Here is a 15,907-nt window from a genome sequence, read left to right as displayed (position 1 = left end):
CGCCCGGCCGTGTATCACTCCACGCCCCGCGACTTCTTCTCCTTGCCGTCCTCGGGCGTCACGTCGATGGCGGCAGCGCGCCCGATAATCTTCACCGGGGCGACGCAGTTATTCATGCAGGGGTCTTTCTGCCAGAACGACTTCTCGGTGGTGGCGCGGTCGTCCATCACGAACCCCTGCTCGTTCGGCATCTTGATCGTCGCAAGGGTCTTCTTGTTCAGCTCGAAGTTTTGATCGGTGACGACGTCGTTCAGATAGAGGACGTACGCGACCAGCGCATAATATTCATCGACGGACAGGGATCCCGTATTGCCGTAAGGCATGGCGTGACGGACGTAGTCGAACACGGTGGACGCGTAGGGCCAGTACGAGCCCACGGTCTTGACCGGATTGTCCGACGTCAGTGAGCCCTTGCCGCCGGCCAGCACCGGCCAGCGGCCGTTCCCCTCGCCGAACTCCCCGTGGCAGCTCGAGCAATTGTCCATGAACAGCTTTTCGCCCTGCATGGCCGTGCCCTTGCCTTCCGGCAGGCCCTGGCCGTCCGGGCGCACGTCGATATCCCAGCCGCGGATCTCGTCCGCGGTCGGCGCGCGGCCGATGTGATAGCGGGGACCGCTCTTGGCGTCCGCCTTCTGCTGTGCAAGCGCCGGCGCGCTCAGCGCACAGGCGAGCAGCGCGGCTGCAACGAACTTAAGCGACTTCGACATTCTCGACCTCACCATTGGCCTGCACATGCCAGGTCTGGATGCCATTGTTGTGATAGATGGAGTTGACGCCGCGGATCTTGCGCAGCTCCGCCTTGCTCGGCTGCACGTAACCCGTCTCGTCCTGCACGCGCGATTGCAGCAGCAGCGGCTCGCCGTTCCAGTCGAATTCGTAGTAAAAACGCGTCAGCGCCTTGTCGAGAACGGGCCCGTCGAGCCGCGCCGGCCACCAATTTCGGCCGCCGTCGAGCGACACGTCCACGCGCTTGACCTTGCCGTTGCCGCTCCAGGCCAGACCCGAGACGATGGTAAAGCCTTTGCCGTGCTTGATCGGCGCTTGCGGGCTCGGGCTGGTGATCACGGACTTGGCGTCCATCGACCAGGTGAAGCGGCGCGCCTTGCCGCTCGGCATGAGGTCCGTGTATTTCGACGTCTCCTCGCGAGTGTGCCAGGGCTGGTCGCCGACCTTGATGCGGCGCAGCCACTTGACCCAGAGATTGCCCTGCCAGCCCGGCACCACAAGCCGCATCGGATAGCCCTGCTCGGGATAGAGCGCCTCGCCGTTCATCTTGTAGGCGATGATGCAGTCGTCGAGCGCCTTCTCGATCGGCAGGCTGCGGTCCATCGCAGCCGCGTCGGCGCCTTCGACCAGCAGCCACTTGCCGCTCGTCTTGACGCCGGCTTCCTCCAGCAGAGTGCGCAGCGAGACGCCGGTGTACTGCACGCAGTGGATCATGCCGTGGGTGAACTGGCAGCCATTGAGCTGGGCGCCGCGCCACTCCATGCCCGAATTCGCCGCGCACTCCATGAAGTGGATGCGGTTGACGCGCGGATAGCGCTTCAGCTCCTCCAGCGTGAGGATGAGCGGACGCTCGACGAGGCCATGGATCATCAGGCGATGATCGGCCGGATCGACCTCGGCGATGCCGCCGTGATGGCGTTCGAAGCAGAGGCCGTTCGGGGTAATGATGCCTTCGAGTTCGTGCAGCGGCGTGAAGCTCACCGAGGATTCTCGCGAGGCAGTCAGCCATTCGACGTCGCGCCGGACAACGTCCTTCTCGAAGTTCGACGGCTTGCCATACGGGCGCACCGCGACGCCCTCGCCGAGCGACTTGGTCCATTCCGGCACATTGGGCGGCTGGTTAGCGGGATTTCCGCCTGCGGCCGCCGGCCTTGCCAGCATCGTGGCCGCGACGCCGGCCCCGGCGGCCAGGAAGCTGCGACGGGATTGACTGTCCATCTTCGACATCGCTTCTTACGCTCCGGTAACTTTGACGGCCCGGTTGGGCTCGAGCCGAACGGTTTTCTGTTGCGTCAGGTAGTTCGCGACGACGTCCCAGATCGGCGGCCCTTCGGTTCCTTCGTTGACGCTGGCCCAGCCGGCGACCTGATATTCCCTGGCGGGCTCGATCGGCGTGCCGGTCTTGAGGACCTGCATGCCGGAGATGCGCTGCCCCTGCGGCTTGGCGACGTCGATCGCGTAGGAGAGCCCGCCGATCCGCACCATATCGCCGCCCTGTTGATAATAGGGATCGACGTTGAAGAGATTGTCGGCAACGTCCTCGATGATCTCCTTCAACCGCGAACCGGTCATGCCCATGCGGTAGACCGCGGGATAGGTGATCGCGGTGGCGTTGGTGACATCCTCGAAGGTGACGTCCTGCCCCGGCAGCACGCTGGTGCCCCAACGGAAGCCGGGTGAGAGCGCGATCTCGGCGTCGCGTTCCTGCAGCAGCGCCTGGCAGATCAGATCGTCGAACGTACCGTTGAAATTGCCGCGCCGGTAGAGCAGCGAGTCGGTCTTGCCGAGCACCTTGGCCAGATCGGAGGCGAAGGGTTTGCGGACCTCGGCGATCTTCGCGGCCATCTCGGCGTCCGCCGTGATCACATCGGAGAACAGCGGAATGAGCTTGTACCTGAAAGCCTTGACCTCACCGTCGCGAACATCGAGATCGAGCCGCGAGACGAACTTGCCGGACGAGCCCGAGGCGATCAGCAGAGTCTTGCCGACTTTGACAGCCTCGGGCAGCGCGTCATGGGTATGCCCGGTCAGGATGACGTCGATGCCCTTGACGCGGCTCGCGAGCTTGCGGTCGACATCGAAACCGTTATGCGACAGCAGCACGACCAGTTGCGCGCCGCCCTTGCGCGCCTTGTCGACCTGCGCCTGAACGTCCTCCTCGCGCACGCCGAACGACCAGTTCGGAATCATCCAGCGCGGATTGGCGACCGGCGTATAGGGGAACGCCTGGCCGAGCACCGCGATCTTGACCCCGCCGCGCTCGATCATGGTCGAGGCGTCGAACGCCGCCTCGTTCCACTCGGTGTCGCGGATGTTGAGGCCGAGGAACGGGAAGCCGAGGCCTTCGATGGCCTGCTTGACCCGATCGGCGCCGTAGGTGAACTCCCAATGGCCGGTCATGGCGTCGGGCTTGAGCAGCGCCATGCAGTCGATCATGTCCTGACCGCGCGTCTTCAGCGAAGACCACGAGCCCTGCCAGGTGTCCCCGCCGTCGAGCAGCGCGACCTTGTCGCCGCGCTCGGCCCGGATCGCCTTGATCACGGTCGCGGCACGATCGAGGCCGCCGATCCGGCCGTAGCTCTTCGCAAGGGCCTCGAAATCCTCCGAGGTCAGGGCATAAGCCGCCGACGAGCCGGGCGCGATGCCGAACCGGGCGAGAAACTCCTTGCCGGTGACGTGCGGCGGAAGGCCCTTGGCCTCGCCCACGCCGAGATTGGTCGAGGGCTCGCGGAAATAGAGCGGCATCAGCTGACCGTGGATATCGGTCACGTGCACGAGCGTGACGTTGCCGAGCGGCTCGAAGGCCAACAATTCCTTTTCAGTCAAGCGCTGCTGGGCGAACGCGCGGGTCAGGCCGGAGCCCGCACCGGTCGAGAGCCCCGCCGTTGCCGCGGCAACCTGAATGAACTCGCGGCGAGAGATCATGCGCAATACTCCTGCAAGCTCAACGTTTCAGTTGCGCACCGACGGCGTCTCGACCGGCAACCCGATGCCGCGCCAGGCCACATAGAGCTCGAGCGCGAGGAACTCGTCCGAGAGCGGCTTGAACGGCTCGGCGCGTACGTCGAACATGCAGCCTTCGAACCGCTCATGCAGCGGCACCAGGCGCTGGTCGCGCAACCGATAGGTCGGAAAGCCGTTGGTCTGGCCCTGGCTCAGGAAGTCCGCGCGCATGAACTTGCCGTTGTTGCGCTCGTGGCAGGACTCGCAAGCGAGATCGAGCTGGCCGTAGCGCGTGTAATAGATCTGCTTGCCGCGATCGAACCAGGGCGACATCGGGCCGTCGGTCTTCACCGCGACCTTCATGCCGTGCGACTGGTAGCGCACGAACGCTGTCATGTCGGTCAGCTCACGGGATTTGAACTTCCAGGGCTCCGCCTTCATGTGCTCGCTGCGGCAGATATTGATGCGCTGCTCGAGGTTGACCGGCTTCTTCAGCTTGTCGTCCCATTTCGGCATGGCGGCGCCGACGCCCTTCATGCTGGTCTCGGCTTCGCCGTGGCAGCTCATGCAGGACTTGCCCTCACCGCCCTCGACCTTCTTCCAGACATCCGCCGCGCGCTCCACGGCGAGGAAGCCCGGATTTTCGAGATCATCGTCCTGCAGCGCGCGGGTCTCCTTGCTGCGAAACTCGTAGCCGGAGATGATGGTCTTGAAGACGTGGCCGGGCGGCGCCGCGATGCCTTTGCGCTCGGCGTCCTCTGCGACCGCGAGCGTCGCAACCGACGCGGCGGCCACGACCAGAGCGGCCAACCCAACAAATCGTCGCGCCATTGCGTGCCTCCCTCAATGCGCGATGCGCATCATGCCTTGAGCGCAATCTTCTCTTCGGCCGTGATCACCGTGCCGTCGTCATCCGTCCAGGAGAACTTGAACGTGCCGGCTTCGTCGACCCGCGCGTCGAACTGGACGTAGGGATTGGCCGAGATCGCCGGTTCGAGCGCGCAGGAGAACACCGGCTTGCCGTTGAACTCGCAGGCGAACTTGTTGATGATCTTGCGCGGAATGGCCTTGCCCTGTGCGTCCTTGCGCTGGCCGGATTCCATGACATGCGAGACCAGGGTCTTGATCTGGATGACCTCGCCCTTGGCCGCTTCCTTGGGAAGCTTGATGCGCGGTTTGTCTGCCATTGTTCCTCTCCTGACGCCCTTAGCCGCCGCAGCCGCCGATAGTGACCTTGACGGTCTTCTGCTCCATGAACAGCGAACCGTCACTCATCTTCGCGACCGCAATCACGTTCTGCGTGGTCGCGAGCCGGATCCGGATCGAGGCTTCCGCCTTGCCCGACAGCGCTGTGAACGACAACGTCGCCACGCCCGCATTGGGGTTGCCGTCCGCGATGATCAGAACGTCTTTCACATAGGCGTCCGCCGTCATCGGGCTCTCGATGTTGATCGACAGCGGCACGGTGTTGCCGTTCTCCGCGATCTCCGGCAGGTCGAGCGCGATCTTTCCCTTGGCAGGCTGCTTGCCGCCGGTGAACGTCTCGATCCATTTCGCCGCATCGCCCGTCACTTCGGCATCGGCTGCCATGGGCATCAGCGTCAGCATGACGAAGCCGCCCCCGAGCGCAAATGCCTGCCGTCGATTGATGGCTTTCATTCCTGATCCTCCTCGCTGTCAGTTCAGCGTCTTGAGAAAAGCGATGACGTCCTCGACCTGCGCGGCCGTCAAAATGGATTTGCCTACGAATTCCGGGCGCACCCGGCTGAGGCCGTCGTTCCTGAAGAACGCCGGCATGACGGTGTTGATGAAGATGCGCTTGGGGTCGGCGACGATGAGGCGCAATTGCGCCTCGGTGTAGCGGCCGGCGACATCGTCGAGCGACGGACCGAACTCGCCGTGGAATTCCTCGGACTTCAGACTGGTGACCTGATGGCAGGCCAGGCAATTGCCGAGCGTGCGGGTCAGAAACACCTTCTTGCCGGCGGCGGCATTTCCTGGCGCGCCGGTCAGGGATTTCGGCACGGAGTCGTTGACGATTTCGAGCCTGATCGGCTCCTTGTTCGGCTCTTGCGCCAGAGCGCTTCCGGCCGACAGACAAAGTGCAAACGCAGCAGCAAGCGAGCGCCGCATGTTCCCTACCCTCGGATCGCGGGGTGACCCCGCTCTTGGTTACGACGGACTCACAATTCATCAAATTCAGTTATTATGATATGTTCATATAAACGCTGACGTCAAGCGGAATTCGAAAGGCGCTCATGGTCAGCCGTTCGCGGCCAGAAACTCCCGGAACGAGCCGCGCTCGTAAGCGCGCTCCCGCACGAAACGAAACATCGCCAGGAAGTGCGGCGGCTTGAGATAGCCGGGTGCCCGCGCCACCTCGCGCGCCATCGCGTCCTTTGCTTCGAGGCCATCGGCGGATGGCGGAAAAAACTGAAAGGTCGGCGTGAACCGGATCCCGTATTTCTGGGCGAGCTCTTTCTCTGTCAATTCCTGGCGATCGAAGTCCGTCACCTTGCGCGAGCCGATCAGATTGAGCTGCAACACCTCGAAATTGTCGCGGATATAGCTGGCGATGCCGGCATCGGCGAAGTTCACCAGATGCGTCTCGCGGCAATAGGGGCAGCCGCGCAGCTCCCACATGATGGCAAGGCGCTTGCCGCCGGCCGCAGCGCTATCCAGGTCCTCGCGCAGATCGAGGAAGCTCTGCAGGAACCAGGGCTCGTGATAGAGCCCGTCTTCTCCGACGGCGGGCTCGGCCGCCGCCGCGCCGCGGCCGGCCAAGGCCACGCCTGCTGCGAATGCGAGGACGCCGCGTCGCGTCGGCGTGCGAAGCGACGTCGGGGTTTCGTGTATCGGAAGATCTTGCGCGCTGCTCATTTTCATTATGATATTCGAATACACGAATGTGACAAGGAGATCCGATCTTGCGCTGCACCATCGTGCTGCTGGCATGGCTGGCCTCGAGCGCGCTCGCGCTCGGTGCGGAAGCCGATAGACTTGCGGATGTCGCATCGGCGATGGCGCCGATCATGGCCAATCTGCGCACCGCTGCGAGCTATGCGCGCACCGGAAATATCGCGCTGGCACAGATCGAGACCGACGAGGCGGTCGCCGGGTGGAAGCGGCTCGCTTCCCTGCCCGCTGACGGACCGTCCGAGTTGTCGAGATTTTTCGACGGAGGTCGCGAACGGCTGGCGACGGCGACGGCTGCACTGGACCGCGGAGACGATGTCGCCGCCGGCCGCGAGCTGCTTGCGCTCCGGCAGGCTTCTCACGCGCTCAGGCGTCGCGCAGGCCTCTACGATATCGGCGATTGCATCTTCGAGATCGCGCCCGCCATGGAAGCCTTGCGTGTCGCAGCCATCGGGTATGGCGAACGGCCGGCGCCCGCAAACGCCGAGGAGACCGTTGCCACTGCAAGCGCGTTCCGCGATCGGCTTCAACGCTGTAACGAATGGGCAAACAGCGAGATCGCGGCCCAAGGTGAATTCCGCCGCCTGATCGACGGCGCAATCGCCAGCAGCGGCGAGATCGCTCATGCCGCGATGGCGGGCGACGGCCCCCTCGTGCATCGTTACCTCATCGAGTTGCAGTCCTTTGCCCAGTTGCTCGACTTCCGTTACGGCTAGCCTCAGCCGATGCTGGTCAATGCAGGGAAATACTCGAGCAGCCATTGCGAGACCGCGGGCATCAAGCCGGTCAGGAACATCAGACCCGTCGCCACCAGGAATACGCCCATCGTCTTCTCGATCAGGCCGAGATGCCGGCGCACACGACCGAGCGCGGCAATGAAGCGGCCGGTGAAGGCCGCCGCGATCAGGAAGGGAATGCCGGTCCCGACCGAATAGGCGAGCAGCAGCAGTGCGCCCCGCCCGGTCGTGTCCTCCGATCCAGCCATCAGCAGCACGGCGGCGAGGATGGGGCCGGCACAGGGCGTCCAGCCAAACGCAAAGGCCAGGCCCATGACGAAGGCCCCCGCCACGCCGGCCGGGCGGTTGTCGACCTGCACGGTCGCGCTGCGATAGAGCAGCGGAATCCTGAGCAGCCCCAGAAAATGCAAGCCCATGATGATGATCAGCCCGCCGGCGACGATGCCGAGCGTCGACAGATGCGCGGAAATGAAGCGTCCCGCGATCGAGGCGGTCGAGCCGAGCGCGACGAACACCAGCGAAAAGCCCGCCACGAAGGCCAGCGCGGAGAGCAGGATCCGTGGCCGCAGATCCGGCCTGTCGCCGGATAGATCCGTGACCGAGACGCCGGCCATGTAGCACAGGAAAGGCGGCACCAGGGGCAGGATGCAGGGCGACAGGAACGACAACAGGCCCGCGACGAAGGCCGCACCAAGCGTGACGTCCAAGGTCATTTCCGCCCCATCCCTAGCACATATACGAATTTAATGATATAAGCCCCAGGGACGTTTGCAAGCAAGTCTGCCAAGCAAGTCCGCAAAGGGCCGGTTACGCAGCATGAACAGAATCGTCGTTTTGCTCGCCCTGGCCGTCGGGCTCGCGCTGCCCGCGATGGCCTCGCGCGCCGCCGAGCTCGTCATGCTCGAGCGCGCTGGCTGCGTCTGGTGCGCGCGCTTCAACGCCGAGATCGCCCCGATCTACGGCAAGACCGACGAAGGCCGGGCCGCACCGCTGCGACGGGTCGACCTGAACAGGCCCCTTCCCGCCGATCTCGCCGGAATCGATCCGGGTCCCTTCACGCCGACCTTCGTCGTGGTACAAGAGGGCCGTGAGATCGGGCGCATTCGCGGCTATCCCGGCGATGCCTTCTTCTTCGGCCTGTTGGACCGAATCCTGTCAAACACGGGATCGGAACCCGGGAGGTCGTGACCACCTTGCGGATTTTCTGAGAGGAACTTGACGCGATGCCGTTGCCAAAGCTGAAGGATATCGAGGGCTCCGCCGAACTCGAGCAGATGATCGAGAAGGCGCGCGAGGCCAGCGACATGCTCAAGGCGCTGTCGCACGAGTCCCGATTGCTGCTGCTCTGCATCCTCGCCGAGGGCGAGAAGTCCGTGACCGAGCTCGAGCAGTTCCTGGGCGAACGCCAATCGACCGTCTCCCAGCAGCTCGCGCGGTTGCGGCTCGATCGGCTGGTGACGACCCGCCGCGACGGCAAGACGATCTACTACAGTCTCGCCAGCGAGGACGTTCGCAAGATTCTCACCGCCGTTTACGACGTGTTCTGCGAGCCGGTACGCCGGCGCCGCCGGTAGTTCTCCGCGCTGGATTTTCGCGCCCCACCGGCGCAGACTACCCGCAAGGCAGAACCAAAAACGAAGCGGGAGGAATGCTGAGCCCTTCGACCATAGCGTTTGCATGCGGGCTTGCCGCCGGCGCCGTGCTCGGCGTTGCCGGCCGAGCGGGTCGTTTCTGTACGCTGGCGATGCTCGAGGACGCATTCTTCGGATCGGATTTTCGTCGGCTGAAATCCTTCGCGCTGGCCGCGGCAGTCGCCCTGCTCGCGACCCAGGCGCTCGCCGCGTTCGGCATTGTCGATCTGTCGCGGTCAATCTACCTCACGGCGTCGATCGGTCTTGGCGGTGCGATCATCGGCGGTCTGATGTTCGGCGTCGGCATGGCGCTGGTCGGCACCTGTGGCTTCGGCACGCTGGTGCGCGTCGGCGGCGGCGATCTAAGGGCCATCGTGGTCTTTCTCGTGCTCGGCCTGTCGGCGCTCGCGACCATGCGCGGCATCACCGGCATGCTGCGGCTGATGCTGATCGAGCCGTTGTCGTTGCGGCTGCCCGAGGGAAGCACCCAGACCTTGACGTCGCTGCTCGGCGCAGGCAGCGCGATGCGCGCGATCCTCGTCGTGGCGATTTCCGCCGCGCTGGCCTTCTGGGCCCTTGCGGATGGCAGGCTGATCCGGTCGCCGCGGCTGCTCGCCTCCGGCCTTGCCGTCGGCGCAGCAATCGCGTTCGGCTGGTTTGCCACCGGATGGCTTGCCGACGACGAGTTCGATCCCGCGCGGGTCTCCTCGCTCAGCTTCGTGGCGCCGCTTGGTGATGCCATCCTTTACGTCGCCACCTTCTCCGGCGCGCGGCTCAATTTCGGCATCGGCTCGGTTGCCGGCGTCGTCGCAGGCTCGTTTGCCGCCGCGATGCTCGCGCGCGGCTTCCGCTGGGAAGCGTGCGACGACGCACGCGAGTTGAAGCGTCACATGATCGGCGCGCTGCTGATGGGCATCGGCGGCATCATGTCGATGGGCTGCACCATCGGTCAGGGCCTGAGCGCGCTGTCGACGCTCGCGGTTTCGGCCCCCGTCACGATGTTGGCCATCGCCTGCGGCGCGCGCCTTGGGCTCGAGTTCACGATGACCGGCGAGTGGCTGCCGGCGGTGCGCAGACTGTTCGGGGTCTCGACCTAAATCGAAAAACGCGGATCGGCGTCAAATCGCCGTCGAACTGCCGGCCTCGTATCCTCCTGCAGCCCGGTTGCCCCTTCAAGCATGACGGCAGACACACCTTCGCATTCTCGCGGCGCAATTCGCCCGAGCTTTGCTTCGTCTCGCGACCCTCCAATCCAAGAGGGCGCAGGGAAGGCCGGGTGCTGGCTCGCACCCGCGGTCCGCTGCGCGAAAAGCGCACGCAGAAAGAACCGCACAGCAGCATACAGGTGGTGCCGATCACTCGGCCTTCCCTGCGCGATGGTCGGACGGCTTATGCCGTGATCTCCCGGAAGCCGAACTTTCCTTCTGGCCTCCCTCGCCCCACGAATTGGATGATGCAGTCTGCCCGGTTGGGCGCGCTCGCACCTTCGCAGGACTTGACCGTAGCAACGACGGCCAGGACCACACGGTTTTCCCGTACGCACGGCCCGCCATTTCGCCGCAGTTTTTCCAGCCCTGCCGACGAAGCCGGAAACTTACAGACGAGACGAAGCCTAGCAGCGCCGCTCGTCGCACGAAGCCTCGGGCTCACAGGGACTACCCGCCCTGCCCGCGCCTCTCGTGCCGACGCTGCCGCGTCCACCGCAAGCCCGGCTCGCGATGCGTGACGACACATGATCGCCCCTCTTGGTGAGCCGGGATGCGCAACACATACGCCGAAACCGAATTTCGGTAAAGTGGAATATTTTTGCACGCGTGGATTGACAGAGCGCGACACAGGCACGGTTCGGTCGGATCGGCTCATCCACGTCTCCCAGTCGACCTCGCTTCAACCGCTTATCGACGAAGCGCAAGAGCCTCGTTTGCGCCCTCAGTCGTGAGCGCCCGACATTTCGTCGTGCTTCAAGTGCCGCCTGCGGATATTGCGGGTGACGATCCAGACCACGGCCACGGCAACCGGCACGAAGATCGCGGTTGCCAGCGAAGGCTCGACATGCAGGCCACCGTCGTGGGCGCCCTTGGCGAGGTAGCCGAACAGGCTGACAACGTAATAGCCAATGGCCGCCACCGACAAGCCTTCGACCGTGCTCTGCAGCCTCAATTGCAACCGGGTGCGCTCATCCATCGAGCGCAGCAGATCGCGATTCTGCTCCTCGAGCTCGACATCGACGCGCGTGCGCAACAGATCAGCCGCGCGCGCGAGCTTGATCGACAGATCCGCCTGCCGGTCCTCCATCGTCGCGCAGGTGCGCATCGCAGGTGCCATGCGGCGGGCGAGGAAGGAGGACCAGGTCGGATAGCCCGCGATCTCGCCGCCTTCGATCACGGCGAGGCGGGCCTGCACGATGTCGTTGTAGGCGCGGCTGGCGCCGAACCGAAACGAGCTGCCGGCAGCTCCCCTTTCGAGCGAAGCCGCCAATGCCGTCAGTTCCGTCAGGAGATGATTGTTGAGCTTGAGATCCTCGGCGCCCTGCATCTCCTCGAGCACTTCGACGAGCCGTCGGCCGATATGGTCGACAGAGGGCGCAAGCTCGAGCGCGGCGGGCAGACCGAGCAGCGCCAGCGTGCGATAGGTCTCGATCTCCAGCACACGCTGCACGAGGGCACCGAGCCGGCCGGGCGAGAGGCCGTCGTTGCAAACGAGGATGCGGACGAAGCCCTGATCATCGGTGCGAAAGTCGGATGCAACGACGGCGGGACCGCTGCGGACCGCGGCGATGGCGAGACTGCCTCTCTCGAACAGCTGCTGCGCACGCTCCAGCGCCGCCGAAATCTGCTCGACCTCGAGCTTGACGGCGACCAGCAATTGGCCCGATTGCCGCAGAGACCGGATCAACGCGGCCGGCTCTTCACCGATCTCGCCGAACCGGCGCGCGGCCGTCTGAGGGCTGCTCAGGATCCAGGTGAAGGTGCTGAATTCCGAGTGTTGCTCCCAGCGCAGCTGGGTATCACCGATCGTCACCTGGTGATGCTTGGTTCCGGCGTCCGGCGGCGCCTGCCCGTGCGACATACAAAATGCCACGAAGCTCTGCCGGTCCGCTGCAGCGACCTCGCCTTGGCCGAGAAAGGCAAAGCGCAGCACCGTGACCGGCGCCGTCAACCGGGTGAATGGGCGCGCATGCACCTCGGCCAGCACCGCACCGCGCTGCGGATGAAGTTCGAAGTCGGCGAGATCGAGGTCACGGTTCATCGACGGTCCCCTGGTGCGCTGTCAGGCCGCGATGTGCCGCCAACCTGGCCGTTCACTACCACAACACACCTCGCCTGCAACGCATCGCGCGTTGCGAGGCCATTTTTTCGCCGCGGAGACTTTCGCCGCCCACGACCTGACCAGACCTAGAACGTCCCGGCGATGGTAAGACGGAACGTCAACGGCTCCACGGGGTGCAGCACGTAGTCCATCACTCCGTTCTGACAGACTGAAGTTGGCGCAGTGCCCGATGCGCAGAGGTTGTAGAGCGTATCGGTCTTGAGCAGCGAGCCATAGGCATAACTGATCTGGTTCGCCCTCGTGTTGAGGAGGTTCAACACGTCGAGCTGAAGGCGCCAGCCATTGTCGATACGATAGCCGAGGCGGCCGTTGAAAATGCTGGTCGCAGAGGAACGGAACGCGTTGTCCTCCGTCAGTGGGCTCGACGCCAGATACCGCCAGCGCAAGGTCCCGAACCAGCCGGTCCTCTCGCCCAGCGTGACGCCGACTGAAGCCACCATCGCGGGCGAGTTCGGAATGTAGTTGCCGGGCGCATTGCCGATCTGCGCCTTGGGATAGCCGGCGAGCGAGGCATAGACGTCCGCCTGCTCGCTGTCATAACCGCGGAAGCGTGCATGGGTCATTGCGAGATCGGCGTCGATGTCGATCCAGGATCTGGGCCGGTAGTGGTTGGTCCATTCAAAGCCGTAGCGGCGGCTGGCGCGGGTCGCCGACGTATCCCCGGCATCGCCGGAGAACAGGATCTCGGAATCCTGATCCAGGATGAAGAGGCTGAGCGAGGTGTCGAGGCCGGGAACGATCCTGCTGCGCACGCCGACCTCTGCACCCTTGGTGCGCACCAGGAGCGGCGATGGCGTCAGCCTCGTCGCAGGGTCGCTAGGATCCTCCGTCGTGGTCGCGCCGCGGGCGTCGTTGGAGTGCATGCCGTAGCCGGCGCCGAAGAAGAATTCGGTCTGGTTGAACGGACCGAGCACCATCCTGAATTTCGGGCTGCCGAGCGCGGCGTCGGTACGGCCGGAATTGTTGGCATTGAACCGCGACGTGACGTCGGCGGCATAATAGTCGCCGCGCCAGCCCACCGTCGTCCTGAGCCAGTCAGTCCAGCGCACCGTGTTTTCGGCATAGACGCCGACGCTGCCCTCGCCGACCTTGTCGCTGCGAACGCTGGCAAGGAAGCCTCGCTGGAAGGTGTTGGTGAGCGCGAGATCAATCGCATCATAGCGCGACTGCAGGCCAAAGGTGGTCTGCATCGGCAAGCCCGCCAACGCGCCGTTCAGCGTGCGCGAGATGTTGGCGCCCGCCATCAGGCGATCGTCGTGCTGGTGGAACTGGTCGCCGAGCACGGGATCGCTGAGGTAGTAGGTGAAATTGTTGAAGAGGTCGAGCTGGCTCTTCACGACGTAAGCGTTGGCTTTCCAGGAGCCGAGATCGTCGCTCTGCGCGATGCGGCTCGAGAGCGCGAAGCGGTTGGTGTTGCCGCCGTCGCTTGGATCTTCCGCGCCGAAGCGATCGAGAAAGCCGGATGCGATCGCGCGCTGCGGGACCTGGTCCGTCGAATTCCATTTGTTGGCGTAAGCCATGCCGGTGACGGAGACGCCGTCGGTCGCGGTGCCCTGACTGTAGCGCACGAGACCGTTGAGCTTTCGCACATTGTCCGGGTTGTCCCACGGGCCGTTGTAGGTCCCGATCTCCCCGGCCACGAGCAAGGAGCCGTCACCGACCTTCGCGGAGTCCATGCCGAGCAGACGGCGATAGCCGAAGCTGCCGGCGGTCACCTGCGCTATCCCCCTGGTGCGGTCGATCAGATCGATATGGACGCTGCCGACTGATGCGAAATCGCCTTCGTCGGCGAAGTACGGACCCTTGCGCACGTCCACTGCTGCGATAGCCTCCGGAATCAGCCAGTTGAGATCGGCATAGCCCTGGCCGTGCGCGTGGGTGCGCATGTTCACGGGGACGCCGTCAACGGTGATGGCAAGGTCGGTACCGTGGTCGAGATTATAGCCGCGCAGGAAATACTGGTTGGCTTTGCCCTCGCCGGAATGCTGCGTCACGATGAGACCCGGCACGGCTTCGAGCGCTTCGCCCGGCCGCGCGAAAGGGCGTGCATTGATCTCCTCGCCCGAGACGGAGATCTCGCTGGCCATGCCAAGCTGACCCTTTGCACCCGAGGCGACGCTGCGCATATCCGACGCTTGCGCCGCTGCCGGATACACGGGGATGCGGTGATCCGCTGGGGACGGCTTGCCGGCCCGGCGCGATGCGACCGGCTTCTTGCGCTCCGCCGCCTCGCCGCCGCCGATTTGGATTGGCGGCAGCTCGCGTGAGGTGCTCTCGCTCTGCGCGAAAGCGCGGCCGTCATCCGCGAGCAGAACCAGGGCCGAGAGTGCCGTCAGCGCGCCGCCGCCACGACAGGGCTCACGCCACTTCGGTCGCATCGGCGCATGCCAGAGCTTTCGTCGCGGCCCGGTTCCGGCCGTCCGCAAAGACGCGGCGATAGAGCACGACCGAGACGAGCCAGGCGACCGCGAACAGCGCGATCACGGCAAAGCCGACATTGGCGAGCGACTCGTTGAGGCCGTCGACCAGCGCCCACATCCCTCCGGACAGATCGAGCCGGTCGGCGATCAGCCCGAGCGCCTCGGTACCGCCGATGAACAGCGCGACCGCCACCGAGGCACCGGTGATCGTGAGGTTGTACCAGAGCTTTCGCAAGGGATCGACGAAGGCCCATCGATAGGCGCTCACCATCAGCGCGGAATCGGCGGTGTCGACCAGCGCCATGCCCGACGCGAACAGTGCAGGGAAAACCAGCACGTCGGCAACCGACGCGCCGCGCGCGGCTTCGGTTGCGGAGATGCTGAGCAGGCCGATCTCGGTCGCCGTGTCGAAGCCGAGCCCGAACAGGAAGCCGAGTGGGTACATGTGCCAGGGTTTTGTGACCAGGCGGAACAGCGGTTCGAGCAGTCGCGCGAGGAAGCCGCGATTGGCGAGCAGCCTCTCGAGCCCTTCGGCGTCGTGGACGCCCTGCTCCCGGGCAGCGCGAAACGTCCGCCACAGGCCGACGAAGATGACGAGATTGATGGCCGCGATCACCAGCAGGAACAGGGCCGACACCGACGTGCCGATGAGGCCGCCGATCTCCTTGAGCAGGCTGTCGCCGCCCAGGCTCACCACGCCGAGCGCAAGCAATATGGTAGCCACCACGACGACGGTGGAATGGCCGAGCGCAAAATAGAGGCCGACGCTGCGTGGCGCACCACCCGTCTGCATCAGCTTGCGCACGACGTTGTCGATGGCGGCGATGTGGTCGGCATCGACAGCGTGGCGCAGGCCGAACACCCAGGCCAGCAGCGCGGTCGCCAGCACCGTCGGCCGGTCGCCGAACAGCGCGAAGGCCCAGGCCCATGCGGCGATGTTGGCGGCGATCAGCCCTCCGAACAGCACCACCGTTCCGGGCTCGACCGCCCGCAAAGTCCGCCTCACCGCTCGCTCCATCCACCTGATCCCGCAGTATGACGTTTATCAAGAACCCTCATACTGGCAAGAGCAAGAGCCGCGCCACTTTTCGGCCCGGCGGCCGAAAGGGCCCTCGAGATGGAAGTCACCTCGTTGATTCCATGGAGATTTTTTTAGTCCGGCGCATCACAGCGCCGGAGCGGAATGCTGGGCTGCGTTTCACGC

Annotated in this window: 16 protein-coding genes; 4 read left to right on the top strand and 12 right to left on the bottom strand. The window is 64.7% G+C overall.

Annotated elements, in window-relative coordinates; genetic code table 11:
* Positions 1-14: 14 nt before the first annotated feature.
* The 8 genes from XI04_RS05620 to XI04_RS05585 all read right to left on the bottom strand — a co-directional run bounded on the left by XI04_RS05620 (position 15) and on the right by XI04_RS05585 (position 6,549).
* Positions 15-707, bottom strand: coding sequence for a c-type cytochrome (locus XI04_RS05620; RefSeq protein ID WP_038948986.1), 693 nt, complete (start codon positions 705-707; stop codon positions 15-17).
* Positions 691-1,953 carry a sulfite dehydrogenase gene (gene soxC, locus XI04_RS05615; RefSeq protein WP_095426549.1) on the bottom strand — a complete coding sequence of 421 codons (1,263 nt, stop codon included), beginning with the start codon at positions 1,951-1,953 and terminating at the stop codon, positions 691-693. The genes XI04_RS05620 and soxC overlap by 17 nt, the downstream gene beginning before the upstream one ends.
* A gap of 6 nt (positions 1,954-1,959) precedes the next feature.
* Positions 1,960-3,651 (bottom strand): thiosulfohydrolase SoxB, encoded by a 1,692-nt coding sequence (gene soxB / locus XI04_RS05610; RefSeq protein WP_095426548.1) that lies wholly within the window; start codon positions 3,649-3,651, stop codon positions 1,960-1,962.
* A 27-nt stretch (positions 3,652-3,678) separates the two neighbouring features.
* Complete coding sequence (gene soxA / locus XI04_RS05605) at positions 3,679-4,500, bottom strand: sulfur oxidation c-type cytochrome SoxA (protein ID WP_028143564.1); 822 nt, start codon at positions 4,498-4,500, stop codon at positions 3,679-3,681.
* A gap of 29 nt (positions 4,501-4,529) precedes the next feature.
* The gene (gene soxZ / locus XI04_RS05600; protein ID WP_018316049.1) at positions 4,530-4,856 is read right to left on the bottom strand and encodes a thiosulfate oxidation carrier complex protein SoxZ; all 327 of its coding nucleotides are present in this window, start codon (positions 4,854-4,856) and stop codon (positions 4,530-4,532) included.
* Between the two features lie 19 nt (positions 4,857-4,875).
* The gene (gene soxY, locus XI04_RS05595) at positions 4,876-5,328 is read right to left on the bottom strand and encodes a thiosulfate oxidation carrier protein SoxY (protein ID WP_028143563.1); all 453 of its coding nucleotides are present in this window, start codon (positions 5,326-5,328) and stop codon (positions 4,876-4,878) included.
* Positions 5,329-5,346: 18 nt separating this feature from the next.
* The gene (gene soxX / locus XI04_RS05590; RefSeq protein WP_028143562.1) at positions 5,347-5,802 is read right to left on the bottom strand and encodes a sulfur oxidation c-type cytochrome SoxX; all 456 of its coding nucleotides are present in this window, start codon (positions 5,800-5,802) and stop codon (positions 5,347-5,349) included.
* A 129-nt stretch (positions 5,803-5,931) separates the two neighbouring features.
* A complete protein-coding gene (locus XI04_RS05585) occupies positions 5,932-6,549 on the bottom strand; it encodes a SoxW family protein (RefSeq protein WP_095426604.1) in 618 nt (205 codons plus the stop codon).
* A 47-nt stretch (positions 6,550-6,596) separates the two neighbouring features.
* On the opposite strand from XI04_RS05585, the gene XI04_RS05580 reads away from it, so the two are divergent.
* Complete coding sequence (locus XI04_RS05580) at positions 6,597-7,301, top strand: hypothetical protein (RefSeq protein WP_049801701.1); 705 nt, start codon at positions 6,597-6,599, stop codon at positions 7,299-7,301.
* Between the two features lie 2 nt (positions 7,302-7,303).
* Here XI04_RS05580 and XI04_RS05575 read toward each other — a convergent pair whose 3' ends face one another.
* On the bottom strand, positions 7,304-8,035 hold the full coding sequence (locus tag XI04_RS05575) for a cytochrome c biogenesis CcdA family protein (protein WP_271608122.1): 732 nt from the start codon (positions 8,033-8,035) through the stop codon (positions 7,304-7,306).
* Between the two features lie 103 nt (positions 8,036-8,138).
* Between XI04_RS05575 and XI04_RS05570 the strand changes: the two genes are divergently transcribed.
* The 3 genes from XI04_RS05570 to XI04_RS05560 all read left to right on the top strand — a co-directional run bounded on the left by XI04_RS05570 (position 8,139) and on the right by XI04_RS05560 (position 10,050).
* Positions 8,139-8,510 (top strand): thioredoxin, encoded by a 372-nt coding sequence (locus XI04_RS05570; RefSeq protein WP_038970466.1) that lies wholly within the window; start codon positions 8,139-8,141, stop codon positions 8,508-8,510.
* Between the two features lie 35 nt (positions 8,511-8,545).
* Positions 8,546-8,896, top strand: coding sequence for an ArsR/SmtB family transcription factor (locus XI04_RS05565; protein ID WP_018316042.1), 351 nt, complete (start codon positions 8,546-8,548; stop codon positions 8,894-8,896).
* Between the two features lie 74 nt (positions 8,897-8,970).
* Positions 8,971-10,050 carry a YeeE/YedE family protein gene (locus tag XI04_RS05560; protein WP_271595148.1) on the top strand — a complete coding sequence of 360 codons (1,080 nt, stop codon included), beginning with the start codon at positions 8,971-8,973 and terminating at the stop codon, positions 10,048-10,050.
* 832 nt (positions 10,051-10,882) lie between these two features.
* Here the strand turns inward: XI04_RS05560 and XI04_RS05555 are convergent.
* The 3 genes from XI04_RS05555 to XI04_RS05545 all read right to left on the bottom strand — a co-directional run bounded on the left by XI04_RS05555 (position 10,883) and on the right by XI04_RS05545 (position 15,721).
* Positions 10,883-12,202 carry a DUF3422 domain-containing protein gene (locus XI04_RS05555; RefSeq protein WP_028142542.1) on the bottom strand — a complete coding sequence of 440 codons (1,320 nt, stop codon included), beginning with the start codon at positions 12,200-12,202 and terminating at the stop codon, positions 10,883-10,885.
* A 146-nt stretch (positions 12,203-12,348) separates the two neighbouring features.
* On the bottom strand, positions 12,349-14,661 hold the full coding sequence (locus tag XI04_RS05550) for a TonB-dependent receptor (protein ID WP_271608123.1): 2,313 nt from the start codon (positions 14,659-14,661) through the stop codon (positions 12,349-12,351).
* Positions 14,642-15,721, bottom strand: coding sequence for a HoxN/HupN/NixA family nickel/cobalt transporter (locus tag XI04_RS05545; RefSeq protein WP_271608124.1), 1,080 nt, complete (start codon positions 15,719-15,721; stop codon positions 14,642-14,644). Before XI04_RS05545 ends, XI04_RS05550 begins: the two co-directional genes overlap by 20 nt.
* Positions 15,722-15,907: the final 186 nt, after the last annotated feature.

Source organism: Bradyrhizobium sp. CCBAU 11430 (assembly GCF_028128855.1).
Taxonomy (GTDB): domain Bacteria; phylum Pseudomonadota; class Alphaproteobacteria; order Rhizobiales; family Xanthobacteraceae; genus Bradyrhizobium; species Bradyrhizobium ottawaense.
This window is presented reverse-complemented; position numbering and strand designations above follow the sequence as displayed.

Excerpts from the sequence above, each read along its gene's own strand:
- soxB (WP_095426548.1), bottom strand. The coding sequence starts at position 3,651 with ATGATCTCTCGCCGCGAGTTCATTCAGGTTGCCGCGGCAACGGCGGGG.
- XI04_RS05620 (WP_038948986.1), bottom strand. The coding sequence starts at position 707 with ATGTCGAAGTCGCTTAAGTTCGTTGCAGCCGCGCTGCTCGCCTGTGCG.
- XI04_RS05575 (WP_271608122.1), bottom strand. The coding sequence starts at position 8,035 with ATGACCTTGGACGTCACGCTTGGTGCGGCCTTCGTCGCGGGCCTGTTG.
- XI04_RS05565 (WP_018316042.1), top strand. The coding sequence starts at position 8,546 with ATGCCGTTGCCAAAGCTGAAGGATATCGAGGGCTCCGCCGAACTCGAG.
- XI04_RS05555 (WP_028142542.1), bottom strand. The coding sequence starts at position 12,202 with ATGAACCGTGACCTCGATCTCGCCGACTTCGAACTTCATCCGCAGCGC.
- soxZ (WP_018316049.1), bottom strand. The coding sequence starts at position 4,856 with ATGGCAGACAAACCGCGCATCAAGCTTCCCAAGGAAGCGGCCAAGGGC.
- XI04_RS05560 (WP_271595148.1), top strand. The coding sequence starts at position 8,971 with ATGCTGAGCCCTTCGACCATAGCGTTTGCATGCGGGCTTGCCGCCGGC.
- XI04_RS05545 (WP_271608124.1), bottom strand. The coding sequence starts at position 15,721 with ATGGAGCGAGCGGTGAGGCGGACTTTGCGGGCGGTCGAGCCCGGAACG.
- XI04_RS05570 (WP_038970466.1), top strand. The coding sequence starts at position 8,139 with ATGAACAGAATCGTCGTTTTGCTCGCCCTGGCCGTCGGGCTCGCGCTG.
- soxA (WP_028143564.1), bottom strand. The coding sequence starts at position 4,500 with ATGGCGCGACGATTTGTTGGGTTGGCCGCTCTGGTCGTGGCCGCCGCG.
- soxC (WP_095426549.1), bottom strand. The coding sequence starts at position 1,953 with ATGTCGAAGATGGACAGTCAATCCCGTCGCAGCTTCCTGGCCGCCGGG.
- XI04_RS05550 (WP_271608123.1), bottom strand. The coding sequence starts at position 14,661 with ATGCGACCGAAGTGGCGTGAGCCCTGTCGTGGCGGCGGCGCGCTGACG.
- XI04_RS05585 (WP_095426604.1), bottom strand. The coding sequence starts at position 6,549 with ATGAGCAGCGCGCAAGATCTTCCGATACACGAAACCCCGACGTCGCTT.
- soxY (WP_028143563.1), bottom strand. The coding sequence starts at position 5,328 with ATGAAAGCCATCAATCGACGGCAGGCATTTGCGCTCGGGGGCGGCTTC.
- soxX (WP_028143562.1), bottom strand. The coding sequence starts at position 5,802 with ATGCGGCGCTCGCTTGCTGCTGCGTTTGCACTTTGTCTGTCGGCCGGA.